20 protein-coding genes and 1 pseudogene are annotated in these 23,896 nt (G+C 53.7%); 15 read left to right on the top strand and 6 right to left on the bottom strand.

Annotated elements, in window-relative coordinates; genetic code table 11:
• Positions 1-203, top strand: a pseudogene (locus O0S10_RS04915) (hypothetical protein); the annotation flags it as partial.
• Positions 204-374: 171 nt separating this feature from the next.
• Here the strand turns inward: O0S10_RS04915 and O0S10_RS04910 are convergent.
• Positions 375-1,820, bottom strand: coding sequence for a replication factor C large subunit (locus tag O0S10_RS04910; RefSeq protein WP_268924786.1), 1,446 nt, complete (start codon positions 1,818-1,820; stop codon positions 375-377).
• 352 nt (positions 1,821-2,172) lie between these two features.
• Between O0S10_RS04910 and O0S10_RS04905 the strand changes: the two genes are divergently transcribed.
• The 5 genes from O0S10_RS04905 to O0S10_RS04885 all read left to right on the top strand — a co-directional run bounded on the left by O0S10_RS04905 (position 2,173) and on the right by O0S10_RS04885 (position 10,586).
• Positions 2,173-4,917: a hypothetical protein gene (locus O0S10_RS04905; protein ID WP_268924785.1), complete on the top strand. Its 2,745-nt coding sequence runs from the start codon at positions 2,173-2,175 to the stop codon at positions 4,915-4,917.
• A gap of 50 nt (positions 4,918-4,967) precedes the next feature.
• The gene (gene dcd / locus O0S10_RS04900) at positions 4,968-5,531 is read left to right on the top strand and encodes a dCTP deaminase (protein ID WP_268924784.1); all 564 of its coding nucleotides are present in this window, start codon (positions 4,968-4,970) and stop codon (positions 5,529-5,531) included.
• A gap of 82 nt (positions 5,532-5,613) precedes the next feature.
• The gene (locus O0S10_RS04895; RefSeq protein WP_268924783.1) at positions 5,614-6,471 is read left to right on the top strand and encodes a malate dehydrogenase; all 858 of its coding nucleotides are present in this window, start codon (positions 5,614-5,616) and stop codon (positions 6,469-6,471) included.
• Positions 6,471-8,888 (top strand): DNA-directed DNA polymerase, encoded by a 2,418-nt coding sequence (locus tag O0S10_RS04890; RefSeq protein ID WP_268924782.1) that lies wholly within the window; start codon positions 6,471-6,473, stop codon positions 8,886-8,888. The genes O0S10_RS04895 and O0S10_RS04890 overlap by 1 nt, the downstream gene beginning before the upstream one ends.
• Before the next feature lie 369 nt (positions 8,889-9,257).
• A complete protein-coding gene (locus O0S10_RS04885; RefSeq protein WP_268924781.1) occupies positions 9,258-10,586 on the top strand; it encodes a glutamine synthetase family protein in 1,329 nt (442 codons plus the stop codon).
• A 200-nt stretch (positions 10,587-10,786) separates the two neighbouring features.
• Here the strand turns inward: O0S10_RS04885 and O0S10_RS04880 are convergent, their stop codons facing one another.
• Positions 10,787-12,616, bottom strand: coding sequence for a DEAD/DEAH box helicase (locus tag O0S10_RS04880; protein WP_268924780.1), 1,830 nt, complete (start codon positions 12,614-12,616; stop codon positions 10,787-10,789).
• 252 nt (positions 12,617-12,868) lie between these two features.
• Between O0S10_RS04880 and O0S10_RS04875 the strand changes: the two genes are divergently transcribed.
• The 9 genes from O0S10_RS04875 to O0S10_RS04835 all read left to right on the top strand — a co-directional run bounded on the left by O0S10_RS04875 (position 12,869) and on the right by O0S10_RS04835 (position 20,852).
• A complete protein-coding gene (locus O0S10_RS04875; RefSeq protein WP_268924779.1) occupies positions 12,869-13,972 on the top strand; it encodes a DUF362 domain-containing protein in 1,104 nt (367 codons plus the stop codon).
• Between the two features lie 136 nt (positions 13,973-14,108).
• Complete coding sequence (locus tag O0S10_RS04870) at positions 14,109-15,326, top strand: DUF92 domain-containing protein (protein WP_268924778.1); 1,218 nt, start codon at positions 14,109-14,111, stop codon at positions 15,324-15,326.
• 72 nt (positions 15,327-15,398) lie between these two features.
• A complete protein-coding gene (locus tag O0S10_RS04865; protein WP_268924777.1) occupies positions 15,399-15,902 on the top strand; it encodes an amino acid-binding protein in 504 nt (167 codons plus the stop codon).
• A 5-nt stretch (positions 15,903-15,907) separates the two neighbouring features.
• Positions 15,908-16,897, top strand: a complete 990-nt coding sequence (locus O0S10_RS04860) for a homoserine dehydrogenase (RefSeq protein WP_268924791.1) — start codon at positions 15,908-15,910, stop codon at positions 16,895-16,897.
• A complete protein-coding gene (locus O0S10_RS04855; protein WP_268924776.1) occupies positions 16,884-18,059 on the top strand; it encodes a sugar-specific transcriptional regulator TrmB in 1,176 nt (391 codons plus the stop codon). Before O0S10_RS04860 ends, O0S10_RS04855 begins: the two co-directional genes overlap by 14 nt.
• A gap of 36 nt (positions 18,060-18,095) precedes the next feature.
• The gene (locus O0S10_RS04850; protein WP_268924775.1) at positions 18,096-18,641 is read left to right on the top strand and encodes an FKBP-type peptidyl-prolyl cis-trans isomerase; all 546 of its coding nucleotides are present in this window, start codon (positions 18,096-18,098) and stop codon (positions 18,639-18,641) included.
• 88 nt (positions 18,642-18,729) lie between these two features.
• Positions 18,730-19,056, top strand: coding sequence for a hypothetical protein (locus tag O0S10_RS04845; RefSeq protein ID WP_268924774.1), 327 nt, complete (start codon positions 18,730-18,732; stop codon positions 19,054-19,056).
• Positions 19,057-19,083: 27 nt separating this feature from the next.
• Positions 19,084-19,620 (top strand): hypothetical protein, encoded by a 537-nt coding sequence (locus O0S10_RS04840; protein WP_268924773.1) that lies wholly within the window; start codon positions 19,084-19,086, stop codon positions 19,618-19,620.
• The gene (locus O0S10_RS04835) at positions 19,620-20,852 is read left to right on the top strand and encodes an SPFH domain-containing protein (protein ID WP_268924772.1); all 1,233 of its coding nucleotides are present in this window, start codon (positions 19,620-19,622) and stop codon (positions 20,850-20,852) included. Before O0S10_RS04840 ends, O0S10_RS04835 begins: the two co-directional genes overlap by 1 nt.
• Before the next feature lie 21 nt (positions 20,853-20,873).
• Here the strand turns inward: O0S10_RS04835 and O0S10_RS04830 are convergent, their stop codons facing one another.
• From O0S10_RS04830 to asd, 4 genes are all read right to left on the bottom strand, one after another.
• Entirely contained in the window at positions 20,874-22,127 is a 1,254-nt protein-coding gene (locus O0S10_RS04830; RefSeq protein WP_268924771.1) for an ArsB/NhaD family transporter, read from the bottom strand.
• Between the two features lie 9 nt (positions 22,128-22,136).
• Entirely contained in the window at positions 22,137-22,436 is a 300-nt protein-coding gene (locus O0S10_RS04825) for a hypothetical protein (RefSeq protein ID WP_268924770.1), read from the bottom strand.
• Positions 22,437-22,448: 12 nt separating this feature from the next.
• Positions 22,449-22,715 (bottom strand): DNA-binding protein Alba, encoded by a 267-nt coding sequence (gene albA / locus O0S10_RS04820; RefSeq protein WP_268924769.1) that lies wholly within the window; start codon positions 22,713-22,715, stop codon positions 22,449-22,451.
• A 112-nt stretch (positions 22,716-22,827) separates the two neighbouring features.
• Positions 22,828-23,847: an aspartate-semialdehyde dehydrogenase gene (gene asd, locus O0S10_RS04815; RefSeq protein WP_268924768.1), complete on the bottom strand. Its 1,020-nt coding sequence runs from the start codon at positions 23,845-23,847 to the stop codon at positions 22,828-22,830.
• Positions 23,848-23,896 lie beyond the last annotated feature (49 nt).

Raw genomic sequence — 23,896 nt, 5'->3', positions numbered from 1 at the left:
TCTGTCCGCCGGGATGGTTTCAGGAATCTTTCGTCGTGGATTTCCTTGGAAGAAACATCAGCGAAACTGGTAAAACCACAGAATCGGACGACCCTACGGAAAACACGTATCCGCTGGTTACGGATGCGGAGAGGAGCGGAGCTCGGGAAGTCCATGGACTATCCTATGATCTCAACACCGGCATTCTTTCCAAGATTGCCTGAGTGTTTGAATCTCTTCTTTTTTCCGGGTGCGGGGGATGTTGACGACTAATAGTCGTTTTCCAAAAAAAACCAACGAAATACCTTCATCACATCTCTCTGTGCACTCCCGTGTATTCCGAGTAACTCGTGGGAATCAGGATTTTACAGGCAACACCCAAAAAACAGGATGTTTTAAAAGAAGTCCAGTGTCGCCTGTGCGGGAGCTTTTTTCTTTTCCTCCTGCGGGGGTTCGATAGGCTCCGGGACAGGTTCCGGCTGCGGGAACGGAGGTGTGGGAGGATTTTCCCGGATGAACTTTTCGAGTTCTGCTGCACGCTCTTCCTCGGCTTTTCGTGCGGCGGCACGTTTTGCGGCGGAGATCTTTTTCATCTTGGTCTCTTTCTCCCTGGCGTTCTTCTGGGCTTCCTTGAACACAGCAGCGGCTTCGGTTTTGTCGTGCAGGAGGATAGTGAGCTGGTCGGCGTCCAGATCATGGCGTTCACAGAAGGCAAGGGGGGCATCTGCAGCGAACCGGGAAAGGAGATCGAGATAGATTTTCTGTATCTGAGAGTCGGGGATACTATAGCTTTCGCCGAGTTTTGCAGCGAGTGTTCGCCTGACGGTCTTCTGTTTTTTTGCGGTGCCCATACGTCTCCATCGTGAGGGCGGCATGATTCGAGGGCGGAATCCTGCTCCGGAAAATTCTTTGGCGACGCCTGAGGTCATCAGAGAGGTTGCGTAGCGCCAGAGAGTATAATACTGGCGCCGCATGGTTCTGCCGAGATAGATGTCAGCACGGGAGAGTGCATTGTATGCGCCTTTCCGCTGGTATTGGTTTGCGACCGCCGATGCGGACTCTTCAATCCACTGCATGACGGTGTCGGGTTTTTCCTCGCATTCGCGGGAGAGTTTCTGGATTTTTGTGTCCGATACCCCGGCATAAACACCTGCGACGAGATCAAAGATGCTGGCCCTTTCATCCTTCTGTGAGGTGTTGACGTCACTTGCGGCGATTGCGGTTCTGCCGGTTGCGGAGGCGAAGAGCATGTTAACAGCAGACCGCATGTCACCTGCAGCGCTTTCAGCGATGGCGTTTAAGGCGTCGCTGTCGCAGGCGATCTGTTCTGTTGCACAGATTTCCCGCATGCGTTTTTCGAGTGTTGATGCGGTGATGGCACGGAACGGGACGGGATCACAGAGTTTGCGGATGGCGTCGGAGACGCCGTATGCATCGTTTGCGATGAGCATGACCGGCTGACGTGCTTCTTTGAGTATTTCGGCGATGGCCCGTGCTCCGCCGCGATCAGCGTTTCCTTCGAGGTTGTCGGCTTCGTCGATGACGATGAGTTTGCGTTCGGCGCCAAACAGGCTGGTGGTGGTCGCGGAGTTTCCGGCAACGCGTTCGATGATGGTTTTGGTGCGGGCATCACTGGCATTGAGTTCGAGGATTTCCCAGTTCATGTCGCGGGCGAGGGCGAGGGCTGCCGAAGTTTTACCGATGCCCGGTTTGCCAGTGATCAGAAGGGGGCGCGAGTCCGGTGTCCAGTTCCGTGCCCAGTCCGTCATCTGTCTGACTGCAGCGGTGTTGCCGAGGATGTCTGCGAGATGTTCTGGCCGGTATCGTTCTGCCCAGTCCATGGTTGCTGTTTAGTTCTTGGTTGCGGGAAGTGATAAACGTAAATGAATGGGGGATCTACCTGGAGGTCCCACATGTGGTACGACTGTGGATAATGGTGACGGAAAATGGAACGTAACTGTACCCAGCACACAGAAATTTTCCGGATATGCAGTGTGTTATGGAGCTCCCGGCACTCCAGATTCGAATCTGCCGCATCCAATCAGGGACAACTGTACCTTTGCCAGGGTGCCTGCCGAAACTGGTGAAAATCCTTTTTCAAACACCCCCGACGACTTACCCTCCCATTTTGTCACCATCTCCATTCTTAATAATCAACAAAAACTACCATCTACGTAAAAAAAGGTGCACTCCATGAAACCCATACCAGCAATATCCATTCTCCTCCTCTGCATCCTGTTCCTTGCAGTACCCGCAGCCGCAGCAGACGACAACTTCCCCGAAGTTCAGTTTGCCGGAACAGGAGAAAGCAGCTACACCGATCTGCTCCCCGCTGACCTCCTCACCAAAAACATAAACGAAATGTTCGGCGCAAAAAACCTCCGGGAAATTGCTGAACAGCATGCGGTCCGGTTCAGTCTTGGAAAGCAAAGCGAAGTCATACGACCCGTAACACTGGATGACAACGAAACTGAAACACCAGCACCAACCGATACCCCGGCAACAACACAAACAACACCGACACCAACCGATACCCCGGCAACAACGCAGACAACACCGACACCAACAGCCACCCCGACAACAACGCAGACAACACCGACACCAACCCCCGGATACCTTACCGGAGGCGACCGCCTGCCTTACCCCCAGTCCGGCAGCATACCCACCGTCTATCCGGGAAATACCGCCTTCGTATATGAACAGATCAAAATCAAAATACGAAACAGCGACGGCCCCGGCAGCTACGCAACCTCCATCGCCTACATGACCGGCGACGCAAACCCGACCCCCGTCAACACCATCGCCGCTGACGCAAACGGCGTCATCAACCTCCTGGACGTTGCCGTAAACGGCTACACCGGCGCCTACCGCATTTACGACGGCAGCATCTGGACCGGCAGCTACCTCTACATCTGGATGCCCGAGCTCAAACTCGACGCATGGTATGCAGGCTCCACCGACTCCGTAAACGGCCAGACCGTCGCAAAAAGCAGCAGCATCACCTACGTCATTGACGCACCCAAAGTCGGCCCCTCCGGCATCGGTGCCGCAGCAGACATCATCATCACCACCCCCGTCGGCGGAAAAACCACCATGCTCGGCACCACCGACCTCTCCGCAATCAGCATCAACTCTCCCCGCATCACAACACCCGCAGTACCCCTCGGCGACCCGTCCCTCATCGGCGGCATCTACCAGTCACAGGCCGAATGGACCATCCCTGCCGCATTTGCCAACTACGCCAAAAAATCCAACATCATCTCCTTCTCCCTCGGCAGTGCAGAAACCCTCACCATCACCGCAGAAAAAGACACTGTCACCCGCAGCAACCCTTTCACTGTCACCATCACCGGAAACCCCAACACCCCCTACATTATCTCCATCGACAGCACCGGAGGAACCACCGTCCCCCAGATGATCCCCGGCCAGATTGGCATAACCCGCGGTGACCAAAACCCTCAGGTATCCATTAACGACATCGTCAAAACCGTCCTCATCCCGGACACCGCCGCAACAGACGCAAAATCCTGGGGCGTCGTCACCACCGCATCGGACGGAAAAAGAATCATCCAATATACAACAAACCCCGTAAACGGCAACCCGGTCCCCGAAGGAACCTACACCATCCGCGTAAACAGCATCACCAGCTACAGCGCAACAACCGCCGGAGCAGGCACCAGTTACGACACCACAAAAATCAGAATCAGCGTCGGCGGCCTCACCATCGCAACAACCGACAGCGGCCGCAGCTACTACCTGGGTCAGGAAATCAAACTCACCGGCACCAACACTGACTCCGATACCACCTACCTCTTCCTCACCGGCCCCAATCTCAACCCGGCCGGTATCAGCCTCGACGGAACCGGAACATTCTCAAAAGCCCCCGTCTCAAGCGACAATACCTGGACCTACACCTGGGACACCGGCAGCAGCGGACTTGACATCGGAACCTACACCATCTACGCCGTAGGATCAAAAAGCGACAAATTCCAGCTTGCCGGAACACAATACGCAACACTCTCCATCCAGCTCCGCCAGCCCGACCTCAGCATCGGAACCACCAGCCTGACCGCAGCAAAAGGCGACTACATCCACATCGCCGGAACCGCATCCGGCAGCCCTGCGGGCGTTGCCATCTTCATCTTCGGCACCAACTACTACCAACGCATAACAACCCCTGTTGACAACGGCAGATACGACTACAAAATGTACCTCCCCGAAAGCATGTCCTCAGGTCAGTACTACATCATCGTAGAACACCCCATGTACGACGGAAAATTCGGCATCATTCAGATCAACAGCGGCGATCAGACCATCCTTGCCATCCCGTCTGTAAACGGCGGCACACAAAGCTCTTTCGTCGTCGAAGGCCCGAACCGGCTTCAGGGATCGCAGGCAGCAAACGCCCTGATCCAGATGCTCAACTCCCCCTACATTGACGACCTCTACACCACCATGAAACTCACCGTCCAGGACCCCTACATCACCATCAACCCGATCAGCGATCAGGAAACCGGCATCCCCTTCACCATCTCCGGAACCACCAACCTTGCACCAAACAACCAGCTGCTCATCGAAATCAACCCGGCCTCATTCATCCCCGGCGACAAAAACCAGCAGCCCTCCGCATCCGGCATCTCCGGCACCACAACCGTAATTGCAGGAACCCCGAACGCCTGGTCCTATACAGTTGGCGGATCCGGCCTTCCCATTGACACCTACACCATCCGTGTATCAGGAATAGCCGTCTCCACCAGCACCTCCGCCTCCCTCAACATCATCGCATCCCCCGCAACGCCCCCGGCAACCCCGCAACCAACCACCACAACCCCCCAACCGACCGCATCATCAACCGAACCACAGCCAACCCCCCTCAGCACTGCCCTCATCCTCGCCGCAGCAGCCGCAGGTGCATATACCGTGCTGCGGAAACACTAACCATTTTTTTAAAGCACGTTTTTTCTATCCCTGCATCATATAGATAAGATATGATTCTGGTAGACTGGGAAATTGCAGATCACATAAAACGCGGATTCATCGGTGTAGACCCGTACGACCCCGCACTCATCCAGCCGAACTCACTGGACATCCGCCTCGGCAACCACTTCGTCTGGTACGAACCCTGTGACGACGTCATCGACCCGTACAAAAAAGAAACCATCCTCTCCCACACAAGCGAACGGAAAAGCTCCTACTTTGACATCATGCCCGGCCAGTTCGTCCTTGCCGAAACCCTCGAAACCATCACCCTCCCCGACAACATCGTCTCCTCCATCGAAGGAAAAAGCAGTGTCGCACGCCTCGGCATCGAACTCCACCAGACCGGCGGCTGGATCGACGCAGGATTCTCCGGAACCATCACCCTGGAAATGTGCAACGTCAACAGCCGCCCGGTACGCGTCTATGCAGGAATGCCCGTCGGCCAGCTCGTCTTCTACGTAACCAAACGCTGTGCCTGTCCCTACGACAAAAAACCCGACGCGAAGTATCAGAACCAGAAAAACGCAACCATCTCGCGATACGACAAAAATACCCTCCAAAACATCGAATAAAAGAATCTCTCTTTTTTTACCGGACAACCCGCAACACCGGATTCCCAACCCTCATAACCTGCCCCGATCAATATAACAGGATATGACAGTACTGGCATGCCTCGGCGCCGGACGGATCGGCGGAGAAGTGGCCTTCCTTGCAGCCGCTCTCGGTCTCGCCGACGAAATAATTCTGCACGACATGTATGAGCCGGTCCTCACCGCACAAAAACTCGACATCACCCACGCCCTGGACATCCCCGTCTCCTGCGACACAAAACGTATGCGGGATGCAGACTTCTGCATATTCTCCGCAGGAGCTGCCAGAACTCCGGACATCAAAACACGCGCAGACCTCTTTGACGCAAACCTGCCGGTAGCCCGGGAAGCAGCAGAAATGCTTACAGGATTTGGCGGTCATCTCATCATCGTCACCAACCCCATGGACGTCTTTACCTGGTACTTCGCAAAACACACCGGCCTTGCACAGGAACAGGTCCTTGGATTCGGCGGCCTTCTGGACAGCCGCAGATTCTCTCTCGCTCTCGCCTCCGCCGGAGTCACGGGCGACGCCCGTGTCCTCGGCGAACACGGCGAACACCAGGTCCCCATCTTTTCACGCCTGGAAATCGACGTCCCCGACACCGTCCGCAACGAAATCCTCACAGACATCCGCGGGTCTTCCATGCCGGTCATCAAAGGAAAATCCGGAACAATCTTCGGCCCCGCCTACCACATCTGCAGCATGATCAAAGACATCGCAACCGACTCGCACCGGTTAATCACCTGCTCCGTCCCTGCCGACGGTGCCTACAACATCACCGACTGCGCACTCGGTCTTCCCGTCACCCTCAGCAGAAACGGCGCCGCAATCGACGACTCCTGGATCTTCGACGACTGGGAAGAAAACAAACTCCGGGAAGCTGCAGACTATCTGGCCGACCTTTGCAGGAGAGTCTGATGTCAGGGGACGAATCATCCCCGGTAACCATCGCCATTAACCAGGCCGAATACACCAACGCACCCGGCGGACCGGTCGTTCACATCTTCGGCAGAACCGCCGAAGGTACTGCCCATCACCTCCAGATCACCGACTTCCGCCCCTACTTCTGGGTCTGGGAAAATGAAGCAGACCTGCCCCACCCGGACAACATTGAAGTCACGCAGGACAAAGCTGTCTCCATCAAAGGAGATCCGCTCCGCCGCATCTACACCGGAAAACCAACCGATGTACGAATAGTCCGTGATCGCTACCACCACTACGAAGCAGACATTCCCTTTGCCACCCGTTTCCTCATCGACACCGGCCTTACCGGCGGCGTTGCAGCACCGGCCGACGTATGCAGCTACACCGAACTTGCACCCGCCGTCGTCCACTCAAAACCCCGTGTCTGCATGTGCGATATCGAATGTGACGACCGCAACGGATTCCCCGAACCCGAACGCGACCCTGTCACCTGCCTCACCTGCCACGACTCCTACGACGACCACTATACCACCTTCGTCCTCCTCGGTGACACCCGCGTCGACTACTACGATCAGCCCGGCCTCGCCAACGGCTGTTTCACCCGCGACCGTCACACCATCTGCGTCTATAAAACCGAAAAAGAACTTTTCACCGCATTCATCGCCTACATCCAGGAAAAAGACCCGGACATCCTCTCCGGCTGGAACTTCGCCGACTTCGACGCCGACTATATCCTCAAACGTGCTGTTACTCTCGGATTCAAATCCGACGCATTTGCACGCCTCCCGGGAACAACCGAACGTAATGCCATGCGTGGCCGCGTTATCTTCGATCTGCTGACCGCCTATAAAAAAATGCAGAGCAGCCAGAAAGAATCCTACCGGCTTGACGCCATCGCCGAAGAAGAACTCGGCGAACGAAAAGTCCGTTACACCGGAACACTGGGCGACCTCTGGAACAAGGACCCGATGAAAATGGTCGAGTACAACTTCAAGGACGTGGAGTTGTGTGTCGGCATCAACCGCAAAAACAACATCATCGAATTTTATCAGGAAGTCTCCCGCTACGTCGGCTGCCCGCTTGACAAAGCACTCAACTCCTCCAACGTCATCGACATCTACATTCTCCGCAAAGCCTCCGGAAAATTCGTCCTCCCCTCCAAAGGAAACACTGCCGGAGAAGAGTTTGAAGGAGCAACCGTCTTTGCCGCAAGCAAAGGCGTCAAGGAAAACGTCATCGTGCTTGACTTAAAATCCCTTTACCCGATGGCAATGATGACCTTAAACGCCTCACCCGAAACCAAATCCCCTGACGGCGAGATCCACGCACCAAACGGCATCCGGTTCCTCCGGCAGCCGGACGGCCTCACGCGCAGCATCATCAGCGAACTCATGGCGGAACGCGACGACCGCAAAAAACTGCGCAACACCTTCCCCTACGGCTCGCAGGAGTACACCCTCTACGACATGCAGCAGAACGTACTGAAGGTCATCATGAACACCTACTACGGCGTATCGGGATTTTCCCGGTTCCGCCTCTACGACCGTGACATCGGATCCGCCGTAACCTCCGTCGGCAGAGCCATCATCCAGCACACCAGAAACATCATCACCGCCCGCGGCTACGAAGTGATCTATGGGGACACCGACTCCTGCTTTGTCCGGCTGCCCAAAGTCTCGCAGGAAGAAACGATGAAGATCGCCCATGAACTCGAACTCGAGCTGAACGCAAGCTACATCGACTTCTCCAAAAATACACTTGACGCGGATCAGAACTACTTCTCCATCAAATTCGAAAAAATCTACCGCAGATTCTTCCAGGGCGGTGCAAAAAAACGGTATGCCGGTCATCTTGTCTGGAAAGAAGGACAGGACGTTGACAAGATCGACATCACCGGTTTTGAAATGAAACGCTCCGACTCAGCACCCATCACCCGCGAAGTACAGGAACGGGTACTTGAGATGATTCTCAAAGGAAACGGAAAAACCGAGGTCAAAGAGTATCTTCCCGAAGTCCTCCGCATGTACCGCGCAGGACGGTGCCCGCTCGAAAAAGCCGGAATCCCAAGCGGCATCAACAAATCGCTTGATGACTACACCGTGCTCGATGCCCACGGCCGGGGAGCAAAATACTCAAATACCTACCTTGGCACCGATTTCAAACGCGGCAGTAAACCAAAACGGCTCTACATCAGGCGTTCCTACAATCCCGAAAAGTACCCGAACACCGATGTCCTCTGCTTCGAGTATCCGGACCAGATTCCTGATGGAATGTTTGAAATCGACTGGGAAACAATGCTCGAAAAAACCATTCAGGCGCCGCTGACACGAATTTTTGACGCTCTTGACTGGGACTGGGACGAATTTGATCCAACAAAAGCAAAAAAAACCACACTGGATATGTTTTTTTAAAAACTGCCTACAAAACACTTTTTTTCCCGGGAGTTATCTCTCTCCCCGGACAGTATTATTGGTATAGTGGAAAGACCGGTATGGATGGAAACGTGTCAGAACCGGGAAAGTAAAAAGTTCGTGTCACAGTCTCGTGGAGGATTCATGGATAAATACAGAATTTTCGTGATTTTTGTATGGTATCACTCTCGGGCAGGGAATGTTGTGGTGCCTCATCCCTGACTGAGTATTAAACATCGGGATTGTACGCAAAAACCGCAGGGAGATCTGTGATACGACGGGAAAACCCCCGCATCAGCAACCCGTCATCTCCTTCCTGATCAACCACCGAGTTCAGGTTTAATATCATTTCACCGCCCACATGTAAGCATGGTTTCTGACGAAATCGACGCTGTTCTCTCAAACCTTGAGATCGATAATGTACGGTCGGTTCTCCTTCAGTTCTCTGACCTGGAAGGAAAGTCGAAAAACGTCGCAATTCCGACGAAACAAATGAAAAAGGCTCTGACCGACGGCATCAGCTTTGACGGATCATCCATTCAGGGGTTTGCAAGACTGGAGGAATCAGACATGCTGCTTCGTCCTGACCCGTCCACCTACCAGATCATCCCCTGGTCGGACGAAAAGTTCCGGGCTGCACGGTTCATCTGTGACGTTTACACAACACACGGCGAACCATTTGCGGGTGACCCGCGCTGTATTCTGCGCACCCAGATTGAAAAAGCAGCAAAACTCGGCTACACCTTCAATGTCGGACCCGAAATGGAGTTCTTCCTCTTCCGGCTGATTGACGGTCACGCATCTGTCAATCTCCAGGATCACAGCGGTTACTTTGATCAGACTCCGACTGATCCCGGAGAAGACGTCCGGCGCGATCTGGTAATCTCGTTATCGGAGATGGGATTCAACATTGAAGCATCGCACCATGAAGTCGCCCCAAGCCAGCACGAGATCGACTTCACCTATGGCGACGCGCTTGGCATGGCCGACAAAGTCGTAACCTTCAAGTTCGCCGCAAAAACCCTCGCCTTACGGCGCGGTCTGCACGCAACCTTCATGCCAAAACCCATCTTCGGCATCAACGGCTCCGGCATGCACGTAAATTGCTCACTGATGAAGGATGGAAAGAACGCATTCTTTGATCCAAACGGCGACCACCAGCTCTCCGACACCGCGCGCCACTTCATCGCCGGTCTCCTGAAACACATCGACGGCATCACCCGGATCGCAAACCCGACGGTCAACTCCTACAAACGTCTGATCCCCGGCTACGAAGCACCGGTCTATGTCGGCTGGTCTGCCTTAAACCGTTCCGCCCTCATCCGTGTACCCTCATCACGCGGCAAAAGTACTCGTGCCGAGCTGCGCAGTCCTGATCCGACCTGCAACCCGTACCTCACCTTTGCCGTGATGCTTGCTGCGGGAATGGACGGCGTCATCAACAAAATTGAACCTCCGGAAAACATTGACAAAAACATCTTCCGCATGACACCCGCCGAGCGTGCAGCTGAAGGCATCCGCTGCCTCCCGTGGAATCTGCAGGAAGCAAACAACGCGCTCATGCAGGATGAACTGCTCTGCAGCGTTTTAGGCGAACACGTCGTCGCCCAGATCAACCGCATCGGCGAACTGGAATGGGCAGACTACTCCCGCGCCATCACCGACTGGGAGATCAAACGGTATCTGCCGAACTACTAACACTTTTTTTCATCCGCGACTCCAGGAACAAACTCTTTTCGACGAAACAGCGGGTTCCGCATTCAGGAGTCTTTCGCATTGATTTCGCAGGGGTTATTCCAGGTAAGATCATATGTCGAAGAATTTCGAACAACCCAAATAATATCCTGAAGATATCGGGAAATGGATTTTATCCGCAAAAAAAGAAAAAAACGGGAAAATTAGTCCTCACCGTAAAAACCGTGGTTTCCGGTGCTCGGACTTTTCCGGTTAAAACTGCGGTGATCCCCGGAACGGAAACCCCCACTTCCGCCGCGGCTGTTGTAGCCGCCGCGACTGCCGCCGTAAGACCTGCGGTCACCGGAACGATCATTGCTGCGGAACGAACGCTCGCGGTCGCGCTCTTCCTCCTCACGCTCGGATCTCGGCGTTGCCGTCTGAATCTCCAGCTCCTGACCACGAATGGTCTTCTGGCTCATAGTTTCAAGAACAGCTGCCGCATGCTCCAGCGGGACCTCAACAAACGAGTAGTTACCGTACAGATCGATTCTGCCGATACAACTTCCCGGAATGTTACACTCGCCGGCGAACGCACCGACAATATCCTTCGGACGAATCTGCTGGTTCTTACCGAGTGTAATTCTGAACCTCACCATGCCTGGCTCTGCTCCCGTATTCTCAAAGGAACCGGGCGCTGACTGCGGCACAGCAGATGCGGACTCACCGTTTTCTGCGGAACCGTTCTTGCCGGTATCAAGATGCATCTTCAGAAGAGCGGCTGCAACCTCAATACTCGTAATCTCCGAGTCATCCTCAGTTTCAAGCAGCTGCTCAACCATCGGCAGATACCTCTCAAGATTTCCTGCGGTCATCACCGCACGAACCTTATCAAGGAATATCTGCATCTTCATCTCCGCAACATCGTCCAGTGACGGCAGAGGTGTCTTTGCAATCTTGATCTTTGCATACCGCTGAATATCACGGAGCTTGTAGATCTCGCGCGGCGCAACAAACGTCACCGACTTTCCGGTTCTGCCTGCACGTCCGGTTCTGCCGATCCGGTGCACATAATACTCCACATCCTGCGGAACATCATAGTTAAACACCATATCGACATCATCGACATCAATACCGCGGGCTGCAACATCCGTTGCAATCAGCACATCAATAGAACCGCCGCGGAAACGCGCCATTACACGGTCACGCTGCATCTGCTTCATATCGCCGTGCAGAGCTTCCACAAAATAACCGCGTGCCGAAAGACGGCTCATCAGATCGTCAACTGTCCGCTTCGTATTGCAGAACACCAGCGCCAGCTCCGGATTGTTCATATCCAGCAGCCGGCACAGTGCCTCAAGTTTATCGCGTTCGCGGACCTCAATATAGGTCTGCTCAATCTGCGGTACCGTCAGCTCGCGGCGCGTAATCTTCACAAACTGCGGATCATGCTGGAATCTGCGCGTGATGTCAAGAATCGGTGCAGGCATTGTTGCCGAGAACAGAATCGTCTGGCGATCCTCCGGCGTGTGCTGGAAGATATCCTCGATATCCTCGCGGAAACCCATGTCCAGCATCTGATCAGCTTCATCAAGTACGAACATCCGAACCGAATCAAGGATCAGTGTCCCGCGCTTCAGATGATCAATAACCCGCCCCGGGGTTCCGATAACTACCTGAACAGAACCGCGAAGCACCTTTAACTGGCGTTCAATCGGCTGTCCGCCGTAGATCGGAACAACACTCAGTCCCTGTTTGTATTTCATCAGCCGGGAAAACTCCTCGGCAGTCTGTATTGCAAGTTCCCTGGTTGGTGAGAGCACTAACGCCTGCACCGATTTGTTATTTGGATCAAGCCCCTCGATAATTGGAATCCCGAACGCCGCCGTTTTCCCCGTACCCGTCTGAGCCTGCCCTGTTACATCGTGCCCCTCAAGAATCTGCGGAATTGCCATCGCCTGAATAGGCGTAGGTTCCTCAAATCCCATGTCCTCAATTGCCTGAAGAAGCTCTTCAGAAATTGCGAACTCTGCGAATGTTTTCGTATCCTCCATTCGTAATATAGTAGGAGGGCTGAGGTTATATAGTAAACCGGATACTCCGCAGCTTCACCGAGTCTGGCTCGGTTGATGCAGAGAAAAAACATTATATTCATCTGTTTTTGGGAAAAGCTCATCAGTCACTCTTTTTTGCAGCCCTGAAAAGACGCGTGCGTCGGGATTTGGTGTATCCCTGAGGTTTCCACCCCCGCCACAGACGGGTGGAACCCCATAGTAGAAATAGCAATCCTGACGAATGAAAATACTATGGAGGATGTCTATATTGCTCGTGCCGGAGCACTTTCTGCCAAACGCAACACTGAAAACAAAATTCAGGCCCTCTGCACCGCGGCAGGACTTGAGACCATGGTCTCGGAAAATGACCTTACTGCAATCAAGGTACACTTCGGTGAGCGCGGAAACGATGCGTTCGTCAGCGCTCTGCATGTTGCAGGCATTGTGCGCCAGGTAAAGAGCGCAGGAGCAAAACCATTTCTGACCGATACGAACACCCTGTATCTGGGTGGACGCAGAAACGCCATAGATCACATCGAAACTGCACTCTCTCACGGATTCTGTTTTCCCGTAACGGAATGTCCGGTAATCATCGCCGATGGTCTCAAGGGAACAAATGCCAGAGAGGTTGAGGTGTACGGCAAACATTTCGATTCGGTAAAAATTGCGGCAGACATCGTTGCCGCTGACAGTATGGTTGTGGTCTCCCACTTCAAGGGCCATGAGGTTGCAGGATTCGGCGGCGCTCTCAAAAATCTCGGAATGGGATGTGCCTCAGGCGAAGGAAAACGCGAACAGCACACCACCCGCCCGTTCCTCAAAAAAGACGCCTGCATCACCTGCGGTGCCTGCATCAATGCATGTCCGGAGTTCTGCATCAGCCTCGGCGGAAAAGAGATTGTCATCGACATTGAACACTGCATCGGCTGTCTGATGTGCATGAACACCTGCCCGAAACATGCAATCGACATTGACTGGAAAGATGACGGAATCGTGTTCGTGGAAAGGATGATCGAGTACGCCGCAGGAGCCGTTGCAAACAAAACCGGAAAAGCATTCTACATCAACTTCCTGACCAACATCACCCCGCACTGTGACTGCACTCCGTGGAACGATATCCCGATCGTACCGGACATTGGTATTCTCGCATCACGCGATCCGGTAGCACTGGACAAAGCCTGCTACGATCTGGTTAACAATACAGAAGGAATCTTCGGCAGCCTCCTGCCCGATCATCACCACGAAGGCGAGGAAAAGTTCACCCGCGTCTGGCCGGGGACCCAGCCGGAACTCCAGTTCACTTATGCCGAAGAGATGGGCCTCGGCCGGGCAGAGTACCGGTTAAAAGAAATTTAAGTTAGAGTGTTCGGTAACATCATCAACATCCGAATATTTTTCGTTCATTTCCCGATTTGTGCCCTTCCTTTAAATAGATGTAAAGTCTGTTCGACGAACAGCCTTATTGCAGAGTGCACTCTAACAAGTACACTCAATGGAGTTCAAACCGCGCTTGGTTGCCATGCCGCTTGTGGTAACACTGCTGATGCTCATAGCGCCGGGAATCAACCCCTATATCGTCGGGACAGTAGTCATACTCCTGTCCATAATACTCTATACCATACATAAAACCCATTATCTTGCAGTATCCGTTGCGGTCCTTGCCCTGCTCTACGGAATAGGCCTCATCCCGATCACCGCATTTCTCGGACCCATGATGATGATGGTCTGGGGAGAATATCTCGCCCGTAAACTGCGGGACCATGCTCCGGAAACACTGGCATTTACCCTTGGTGCAATTCTCGGTATTGTTGCAACCATGTTCCGCTGCATGCAGATAGACAGTCTGGTTGCAATTATTGCAGTTGTCGTACTGCTCATGCTGCGCAGCATCCTCACTGACCGTGAGGATGCAGGAATGATCGGACTTCTGGGTGTTGCGATGACCATTACCCTGTTCTTTGATCTGGAATTCACGTATGATGCAACAATGCTCGCTCTGGCTGTCGTGGTCTGTGCAGGATTTGCCTACTTTGCCTACCGGGCAAAAACAGTTGATGCAAGCGGTGTGTTTGCAGCAGTTCTGTTTGGCATCATCCTCATCACGTTTGCAGGAGTCCCGTGGTTTCTCATAGTTATCAGCTTCTTCATTCTGGGATCGTTCTTTACCAAATACCGGTACGCAGAAAAGGTCTTCCTCGGTGTGGAACAGGGAAAAAGCGGACGTCGCGGATATATGAACGCATTTGCCAACGCCCTCGTGGGCGTTGCCGGTGCAATTCTCTTCGGCATCACCGGAAACGAAATCTTTGCCGCACTCTTCCTCGGCTGCATTGCAACTGCAACTGCCGACACCCTCGCAAGCGAGATCGGCGTCACCGGCGGAACACCATATATGATCACAACGCTGCGTCCGGTACCTGCCGGAACGAACGGCGGTGTAACTGTTCTCGGTGAGCTTGCCTGCCTGTTCGGTGCAACAATCATCTGCGTACTTGCATTTCTGTTAGAGGTTGCGCCATGGTATGTATGTCTGATAGGCATTGCCGCAGGATTTTTCGGCACAAACATGGACAGTCTGATCGGCGCACTGATTGAAAACAAAGGCGTCATCGGCAACTCCGGAACAAACCTGCTTGCAACACTTTCCGGCGGTCTGTTCGCCATGGCTGCTTACTGGATCTGCCTGACAGTAACGAACCTTATTTTCTGAATGTGCGGAAACCCAAAACCAAACCCCACATTAAAATGGATGCGGGACGGATTAGTATTGGGATAAGATACGGTGCAGATATCATTACGACTTGAACTCAACGACAAGCCGGGACAGCTTCTTGCAGCAATAAAACCGGTTTCCGACAGCGGTGCGAATATTATTTCGATCATGCACCAACGCGGTGCAGAAACGAGCAACGGAACCCTGATCGTAGACATTGTCGTTTCGCTCCCGCAGAACCGGCTCGATCAGCTGAAAACAGCGCTCGCACAAAACGGCATTGAGATCATCCGGATAGGAACAGAGCATCTGACCTGCACCAAGACATTCATTTTAATCGGTCATATTCTGCACACCGATTTGACGGACACCGTAAACCGTATCGACAGGGCAAACGTCGCCGAGGTGACCGAACTGCACATCATCATGCCGCACATAACCCAGCCGTCCACCGCAAAACTGACCATTAAAGCCGCAGGATCTGCTGAGATGGAGCAGGCATTTGAGATTCTGATGAAGATAGCGGAGGAAAAGCATCTTCTGATCGTTGATGAAATGGAGGAGGAGCCGTGACACCAATGAAAATTGCCCTTCTCGGTCTCGGTTCGGTTGGCAGGGGTGTAGTGCAGGTTCTTTCCAATCCAGCATACGGATTTGTAATAACCGCCGCAGCCGACTCAAAAAGCGGCGTGGTCGCGCAGCAGGGTAAATCCCTCGATATGGACGAAGTGTTCGCCCACAAGGCTGCGACCGGCAAATGCGGGGATACTGCATGGAACGCAGAACGAATCGTCACTGAAGCGGAATACGATATTCTTGTCGAGGTTACTCCGACAAATGCACAGACAGGCGAACCGGCTCTTTCCCATATCCGTGCAGCACTCGCACGGGGAAAACATGTGGTAACCTCAAACAAAGGCCCGGTCTCTATTGCCTATCCGGAACTTGCACACCTTGCAACAGAACACAATGCAGCATTTTTGTTCGAGGGAACAGTCGCGGGAGCGGTTCCAATCATCAACGGTCTTGTACACGGTCTTGCCGGAAACAAAGTTCACCAGTTGTTCGGTATCCTGAACGGCACCTGTAACTACATTCTCACGAGAATGGAAGAAGAGGGACTCACCTATGCTCAGGCACTTGATGAGGCACGCGATCTCGGCTATGCGGAGGCAGACCCGACCTATGACGTGAACGGAACGGATGCCGCAATCAAACTGGTGATTCTGGCGAACGCGGTCTTCGGCATGGAGGTGACGCTGGATGATGTGATTCGGATCGGTATTGACCGCCTCACACCTGACGCACTGCGAATGGCAGGCACGACCAACCATACCATCCGGCTGATCGCATCGATTCATCCCGGAAAAAGACTGCTTGAAGTCTCACCCCGGTTGATTCCCAAAGATCACCCGCTGGTGGTCGAAGGGACGCTGAATGCGGTGACGGTGGAAACCGAGCTGGCAGGGCCGATCACCTTCATCGGAAGAGGAGCAGGATCCGTTGAGACAGCAAGTGCCGTCCTCGCAGACCTGCTTGCAGTGAAGGAACGCTATGGCAGAACATGAACATCTGAAAAGCAGTCCGGAAGACGCAAAAAAACACACAGCAGTTCCCGGAGGAATGATTGCACGGCGCGGCCAGTTTTTGCAGGCTATGCGCCAGATGACATTTGAAACAGGCCACTTCACCACAGCAGAACTTGCAGAGGCGGCAGCGGTTCCCCGTTCAACTGCACAGGACTGGATCAACCGACTTCTGCAGGAAGGTTGTATTTTTACCAAGGATGAAAAACACGGGAGAAACCCCGCGCGGTATGCATCGCGGAGTGCGATGCCGTCCACCACCTGCCGCCGCATTTTTACAACGGTGGACGGGGATGAGGTTGAGATTTTTCATGAGTGTCTCAGCAGCGGCTGCGCCGGATTCTGTGAGTTTCATCACAGGAAAGCGGGTGGTGCCGCGCTGTCGGTTGCGCGGGACGGAATGCTTCTGCGGGAGCGCAGCCGTATTGGCATTTCTGTTCCCGCACCGGATCTGACAAATGCGGCAGTCGGCCTTGCGGCAATCCGGCGCGAGGGAGATGTGATCATTCAGACGATCCTGTCGGTGTACGGCGGTCCGGCATACTCACTCTCTTCCATGATGGGGCGGGCAAAGGGTGTTTGCGGAGTTTCCATCAACTCGGCTGACGGCAAGGTAACAGGGGAGGTACGGACGCGGGCGCTCGTGCATGTGACTGTGGGCATTGACGATACCGATCGGAAAGGCTGCGGCGGTGCGACGTTTGCCCTGTCACAGGCACTGATGAAGTATCTCACCGAAAGCGGAGAGGCTATCGGTATCCGGCATCAGGTAGCGGTACTGTCGCAGGATATTGAGGAGAAAACCGCAGGAAACTCGTGCAGTTTCCTTGAACTTGCAGTTGAGCCGGAAGCTGTGACAGGACTTGCGGCAAAGATCAGCCGGTTTGTTCAAGAGGAAAGTGTCTCTGAGAATTGGGGTGTTGCAATCGCTCAGGGCCTGAATGTTCCGGAAAACCTTCTCATGCTCGCCGCACGCATCCGGCATGAACGGGTGGCAAAAGAAGAAGTGCTGAAAGCCGCAAAGGAATGTGGAATTGCAACGTTCGGCGGTCGCGGGGTGATAGGTGCGGTTGCGGCGGTGGCGCTTCGCACCCAGCCGCAGGAGGTACTGCTGGACCTTGCAAATCCCGTACAGGGCTGCTGAATACATTTATACGATTACGTGTAAAATATATTTTACATGAATACAAAAATAACCGGGGTTCTGCTGGCTCTTGTAGCCCTCACCCTCGTGGTGTTTGCCGCAGGTTGTATCGGTTCTGCAGATCAGACTGCAAAAGCCAGTGATACCGTAAACGTTTTTTATACGTTGACGCTTGAAGACGGATCAGTGTATCAGACGAATGTCGGAAAGGAACCGTTGACTTTTGTTCTCGGTTCCGGTCAGGTTGTCAAAGGGTTTGATGATGCGGTCACCGGCATGAAACCGGGAGAGACGAAAACCGTAACCCTGACACCGGATCAGGCCTACGGTGCATACAGCTACGAAACATACGCCGACATTCCGATCTCGCTTGCGGAAAATTACAACAACGGACCCATCGCTGTTGGTTCCACGTTCCTGATGTACGACTATTCGACCGGTGCAATTCAGGTGGTACAGGGTGAGGTCATGGTCATCGACAACGAGAGCAATATGACCCGTGTCGTCATTAATCCCCCGCTTGCAGGAAAGACCCTGACCTTTGAGATAACACTTGACTCCATCGGTGAGAAAACCACATAATCTTTTTTTGCGAACTGAATGTCAGGAAAAGTTCTTTGCCTCACGATGTCCAAATCTCCAAATAAGTACACACGTACCAGAGATACCTATGGGAAACGCTGAAAATAAACGGTTCCAGATTGGCTGGCTGAGCGTAATTCTGATGCTTGGTGTCGCAATTCTGGTTGGATACGCAGGTCTCGGCCTCTTGGCAGCCGCCGGTGTGTTTCTGCTTGGCATCGGCCTCATCATGATCGCCCTGTCCTTTGCACTTGGCAGAAAAGAACCGCTGATCACCGGTGCCGGCGCACTGTTTGCAATTATCGGTGCCGTTCTGATGCTGCTGTATGCAGGAGCAGATCTGATGCTGGTTCTCGGAGGAACACTTGCCGGTATTGCCCTTGCTGCAATCGTCTATGTTGCAGCAAAGAAATAACTCCATTTCTCGGAAGTAAGAGTGAATATGACAGATTTACGAAACAAAGTTGAGGAAGACCGCGGACTTTTGAAGAGGATTCAGATGGGAATCCCGGGTTTTCGCGGATACCGGCAGAAGGAAGACCTGCGTATTGCAGACTCCCTTCTCCGGATGCAGATTGCTGATCTGCTGAAGTCGGATGTTCTTGGAACCCTCGAACTGATCCGTGAACGTGCGGGGAATGCAATGGAACTGGATCTGATGAATGACATTGCAACGGTTGTCTCTGCGGCAAAGACCGCAGAGACCAGAGTCCGCCACGCAGAACAGGGATACTCCGGAATCTCCCCGGCATACCGCGTCACCGATGAACAGCTGAACACACTGTATGAGTTTGATGTTTCGCTTGTCGACGGCATTCGGGCTCTCGGTGAACTGTGCCGCACCGCACTCGGCTCAGCTGATGCGGGAGATTTCGGTCTGGTGAAAGCGGATCTCCGTGACATCAGGGCAGGACTTGCAGAGCTTTCAACATTGTTTGAGAAACGCATTGAAACTATGGCAGAGCTTGGTGCATTCTAATGGCATTATTCTCAAAAGTTAACAAAAAGATCGGTTCCGGTTCCGATATTGAAGGAGCAGATTCCCGGAAAGGCTTCTACTGGGTTGAGGATCAGAAAGGCGACAATGTGATGTGGCGTCTTCCAAGAAACGTGATGTGGAACGACAACGTGCTGGTCCGTGAAGACGAGTATGGTATCTTCTTCCGCGACGGAAAGGCTCTCGCGGTCTTCGACCGGCCCGACCGGTATGCACTGACGACGCAGAACATTCCTGTTCTGAAAGATATTGCAGGAACGGTTCTGGGAAACGTTCAGATCGGTGAGTTTTTCTGGGTACAGAAACGGGAGTTCCGGGACAAATTCGGCACCAGCCAGCCGCTTGCATTCCGCGATGTGGACTTTGGTGTAGTGCAGCTGAGAATCTTCGGCCAGTTCTCCTACAAAGTAACCGAACCTCTGCAGCTGATCACGGAGTTTGTGGGAACAAAGGGTCTTACAAAGTCCGAGGAGATCGTGGAGTGGCTGAAGGGCCAGATTGTTGCGGTGCTGAACGACACGCTCGGTGAACTAAAGGCAAAGAAACAGATGGGCGTTCTGGATATGCCTGCATACCTGCAGGAGATCGAACAGCTCTGCCTTGCAAAACTGACCCGCGAGACGGAGGTCTATGGTCTGAAGATCATGAAGTTTGCCGGTCTGAACATCAACATGCCCGAAGAAGTTCAGGAGGCAATCAACAAGCGCGGCGCAATGTCTGCCCTTGGCGTGAACTACATCCAGTACCAGTCCGGTAAGGCGATTGAAGGTATCGGAACGGGTGCTGCACAGGGCGGAGGCGAAGGCTCCGGCTTTGCGATGATGGGCGCAGGTATGGGTGCGGGAGTCGGTATGGGCAACATGATGGCACAGGGGATGGCGGGTATGGCAGCAGGCCAACCGGCACCGTTCGGCGGTCAGCAGAGTCCCGCCGCCCAGCAGCCGCAGACCCCGGCAGGCGCAGCAGTACCGCAGATAAACTGTGCAAAGTGCGGAACGGCGGCACCTGTCGGTACAAAGTTCTGTCCCGAATGCGGAGCGCCGATGGCACCGCCCGCAACAGGCAGATGTGCAAACTGCGGGGCAGCCCTTCTGCCCGGTGCAAAGTTCTGCCCGGAGTGCGGGACCAAAGTCGGGTCACCGAAGTGTCCGGCCTGCGGCATTGATGTCCCGGCCGGTACAAAGTTCTGCCCCGAGTGCGGACAGAAACTCTAACTTTTTTTTTGAAATTCCTCTTTAGCCGGCAACCCCGGACAACAGCGAACATATCCAGATCCAGCCGATAAATACCGCAGAGGCTGCAAGCGTCAGCGGCACACCAATGCGGAAGTACTGCCAGAATGTCATCGTTTCACCATGCTTCTCCGCATTCTGGATAATAATCACCGAACTTGCCGCACCAAGAATCGTGAGCGTACCTGAGATTGTGCTCCCCGCAGCAAGGGCAAGATACAGATGGAGCGGTGCCGCCGCAGCCTCAAGTACCGGCAGAACCAGTGCCACATACGGCACATTCGACACCAGCTGCGGCACCAGGATACTTACCCCGAACAGTACCGGCATCGACGTGGTAAAAGATGCCGGCAGTATACCCTGAATCACACCCGTATCCCAGACCGCAGCCATCAGTACAAACATCGATATAAAGAACAGCAGCGTACTCCAGTCCACACCGCGCAGAAGCTCCAGTCTTCGTTTGGACAAAACCACAAGCGGCAGAGCGGCAGCCACCGCAATCACCACAAGCGGCAGTTCGTACCCGGCAAACGACAGGACAATTCGCAGGAAAATCACCGCGAACACGAGAACAAGTGAAGTTTTGGTCAGCCGCTCCAGTATTGGATCTTCCGGATTACGAGAATCATCGGCAAGCGATAACGGCGCATCCCCGTTTGGCAGATGCCATATTATCATGCGGTACAGAATATACAGACTCACCAGTGCCGGGACACACAGATACACAAAAAAACTGCCGAATGCGTCGGTAACACCTCCCGACATTGAAATCAGCAGTACCTGCGGGTTTCCAATCGGTGTCATCACACTCCCGAAGGTGACCGCCGCCGCAAGTGCCACCAGCATTCGTGTTACCGGGATACCGAACCGGCGGGCGCAGTACAGTGCAACCGGCGTTCCGATAATCGCAACCGTATCATTCATCAGAAACGCAGATGCCCCGGCCATCAGAAAAATAAACCAGAACATCACCTGACGGCGGGTGGATGCCTTTGCAAACATAGCAACCGACGCCGTATGCAGCAGACCGGAACGCTCCATTGCAGCACCCAGAACAAACATCCCGAATAAAAACACGATCACCTCCACATTCACCGCCGCAAGTGCCGCCGCAGGGGTTATTGAACCCGTAACAAGAGCAAGAACCGCGCCGGCAGTCATCACCGCCCATATCGGCAGACGAACACGCCCCACCTGCCGCACCACAATCAGCAGAAAAACAACCGCAAGAATACCAACGGCAATCGGAAACATACCCCGTGCCTACACGTGGGAAATATCCCGGATATCTACAGGCCGGTAAGGCCCCCTCATCACATCCCCCTGGGAATAATTCCGGACAGCCGTAAACGAAACGCGGGTTCCAACCGCAAGCCCCTCCGAAACACCGCTCGAAGGAATATATACTATACCGTCATCCCCCGAAATAACCACTCCGTCGCCAAGAGCAGTAATCGTCCCTTCACGGGAAAACTCCTCCGTATTCGGCAGGCTCACATACCACACACACAGGACACAGGCAACCACCAGCACCACACCAGCTATCGTATTCTTTTTTGACATAGAAAAAAAAGGTCAGGATTTTGCGAGGATGATCTGAATGCATGAGACATTGGAGGGGCCGTTGTCCATCTCAACCTGATCAGTAGAGGTGGTTACACTCTGTTTGACCACATTTGGAAGAAACTGGCGGGTCACAATCTCGGCAGTATCGACAGCACGAACGATGGCTTTGCCGCGGGCCTTCACGATCACCTCGGAGTTGCCGGCATTGAACTGCGTAACCACAGCAAGTACGTAATTCATCACCGGTTTGTTTCCAATCAGGACTGTATTATCCATCGTCGTAGTATCATTTGGTGATAATCAGATATCAGTTGATCGTATACATCCGGATCTGGGAAACTATCGGAAAATCTCCAAGATTTCCCGAATAGTTCCCAAAAGAACCGCTTCAGAAGTACTTCTTTGTGTGCAGAAGCTCGGCGTTCAGAACAGATGCGCCCGCAGCACCGCGGATGGTGTTGTGTCCCATCGCAACAAACCTGATGCCGTCACGCACACGTCCGACGGAGACGGTCATGCCGTTGCCGCGGTTCCGGTCAAGCCTCGGCTGCGGACGGTTTTCATCAGGGAGATAGAGAATCGTTTTCTCCGGCTGGGTCGGAAGTCCGGCAAACGGCGGCTGCCAGGTCCGGAAGGCTTCGATGACTTCATCAGGTGTTGCTGCAACATCTATCCAGACATTTAAGGTATGTCCGTCAATAACCGGAACGCGGTTGCAGGATGCGGATACGGTAAACGGCGCTCCGGCGATCTGCGTGCCGTCAAAGGTACCGAGAATCTTGTTTGCCTCGCGTGACATCTTCTCCTCTTCGGAACCGATGTAGGGTATCACGTTGTCGTAGATGCCAAACGCCGGAACACCGTCAAAGCCCGCTCCGGAGATCGCCTGCATGGTTGCGACGTTGATAGTGGTGAACGGGAACTTCATCAGCGGGGCAAGTGCTGTTGCAAGCATAATCGTGGAACAGTTCGGATTTGTCACGATGAATCCGTCACGATTGTGGTTCTTCTTCTGCACATCGATGAGTGCAGCATGCTCGGGATTGACCTCGGCAATCATCAGCGGAACGTCTGCGGCCATGCGATGGGAACTTGCATTGCTGAAAACACCCACCCCCGCATCCGCAATGTCGGATTCAAGGGTTGTTGCAATGTCTGCAGGCAGTGCGGAGAACACAATGTCACAGTCCTTTACCGCGTCAACAGTGGTAGGAGAGACAACAAGGTCTTTGACGGACTCCGGAAACGGAGAGTCCAGACGCCAGTTCACGACCGAGCCGTAGCTCTTGCCTGCGGAACGGTCGGATGCAGTAAGGGTTGAGAGAGTAAACCACGGATGATTTGCGAGGAGCTGGACAAAACGCTGACCAACAGCACCGGTTGCTCCAAGAACGCCAACATGAATCATGAGGTATTCATAGGTTCCACCGGATATTCATGCTTTCGTCCGCAAACCA

Source organism: Methanocorpusculum petauri (genome assembly GCF_026891975.1).
Taxonomy (GTDB): domain Archaea; phylum Halobacteriota; class Methanomicrobia; order Methanomicrobiales; family Methanocorpusculaceae; genus Methanocorpusculum; species Methanocorpusculum petauri.
Note: the sequence above shows the minus strand (reverse complement) of the source record. Positions and strands in the feature narration are given on the sequence as shown.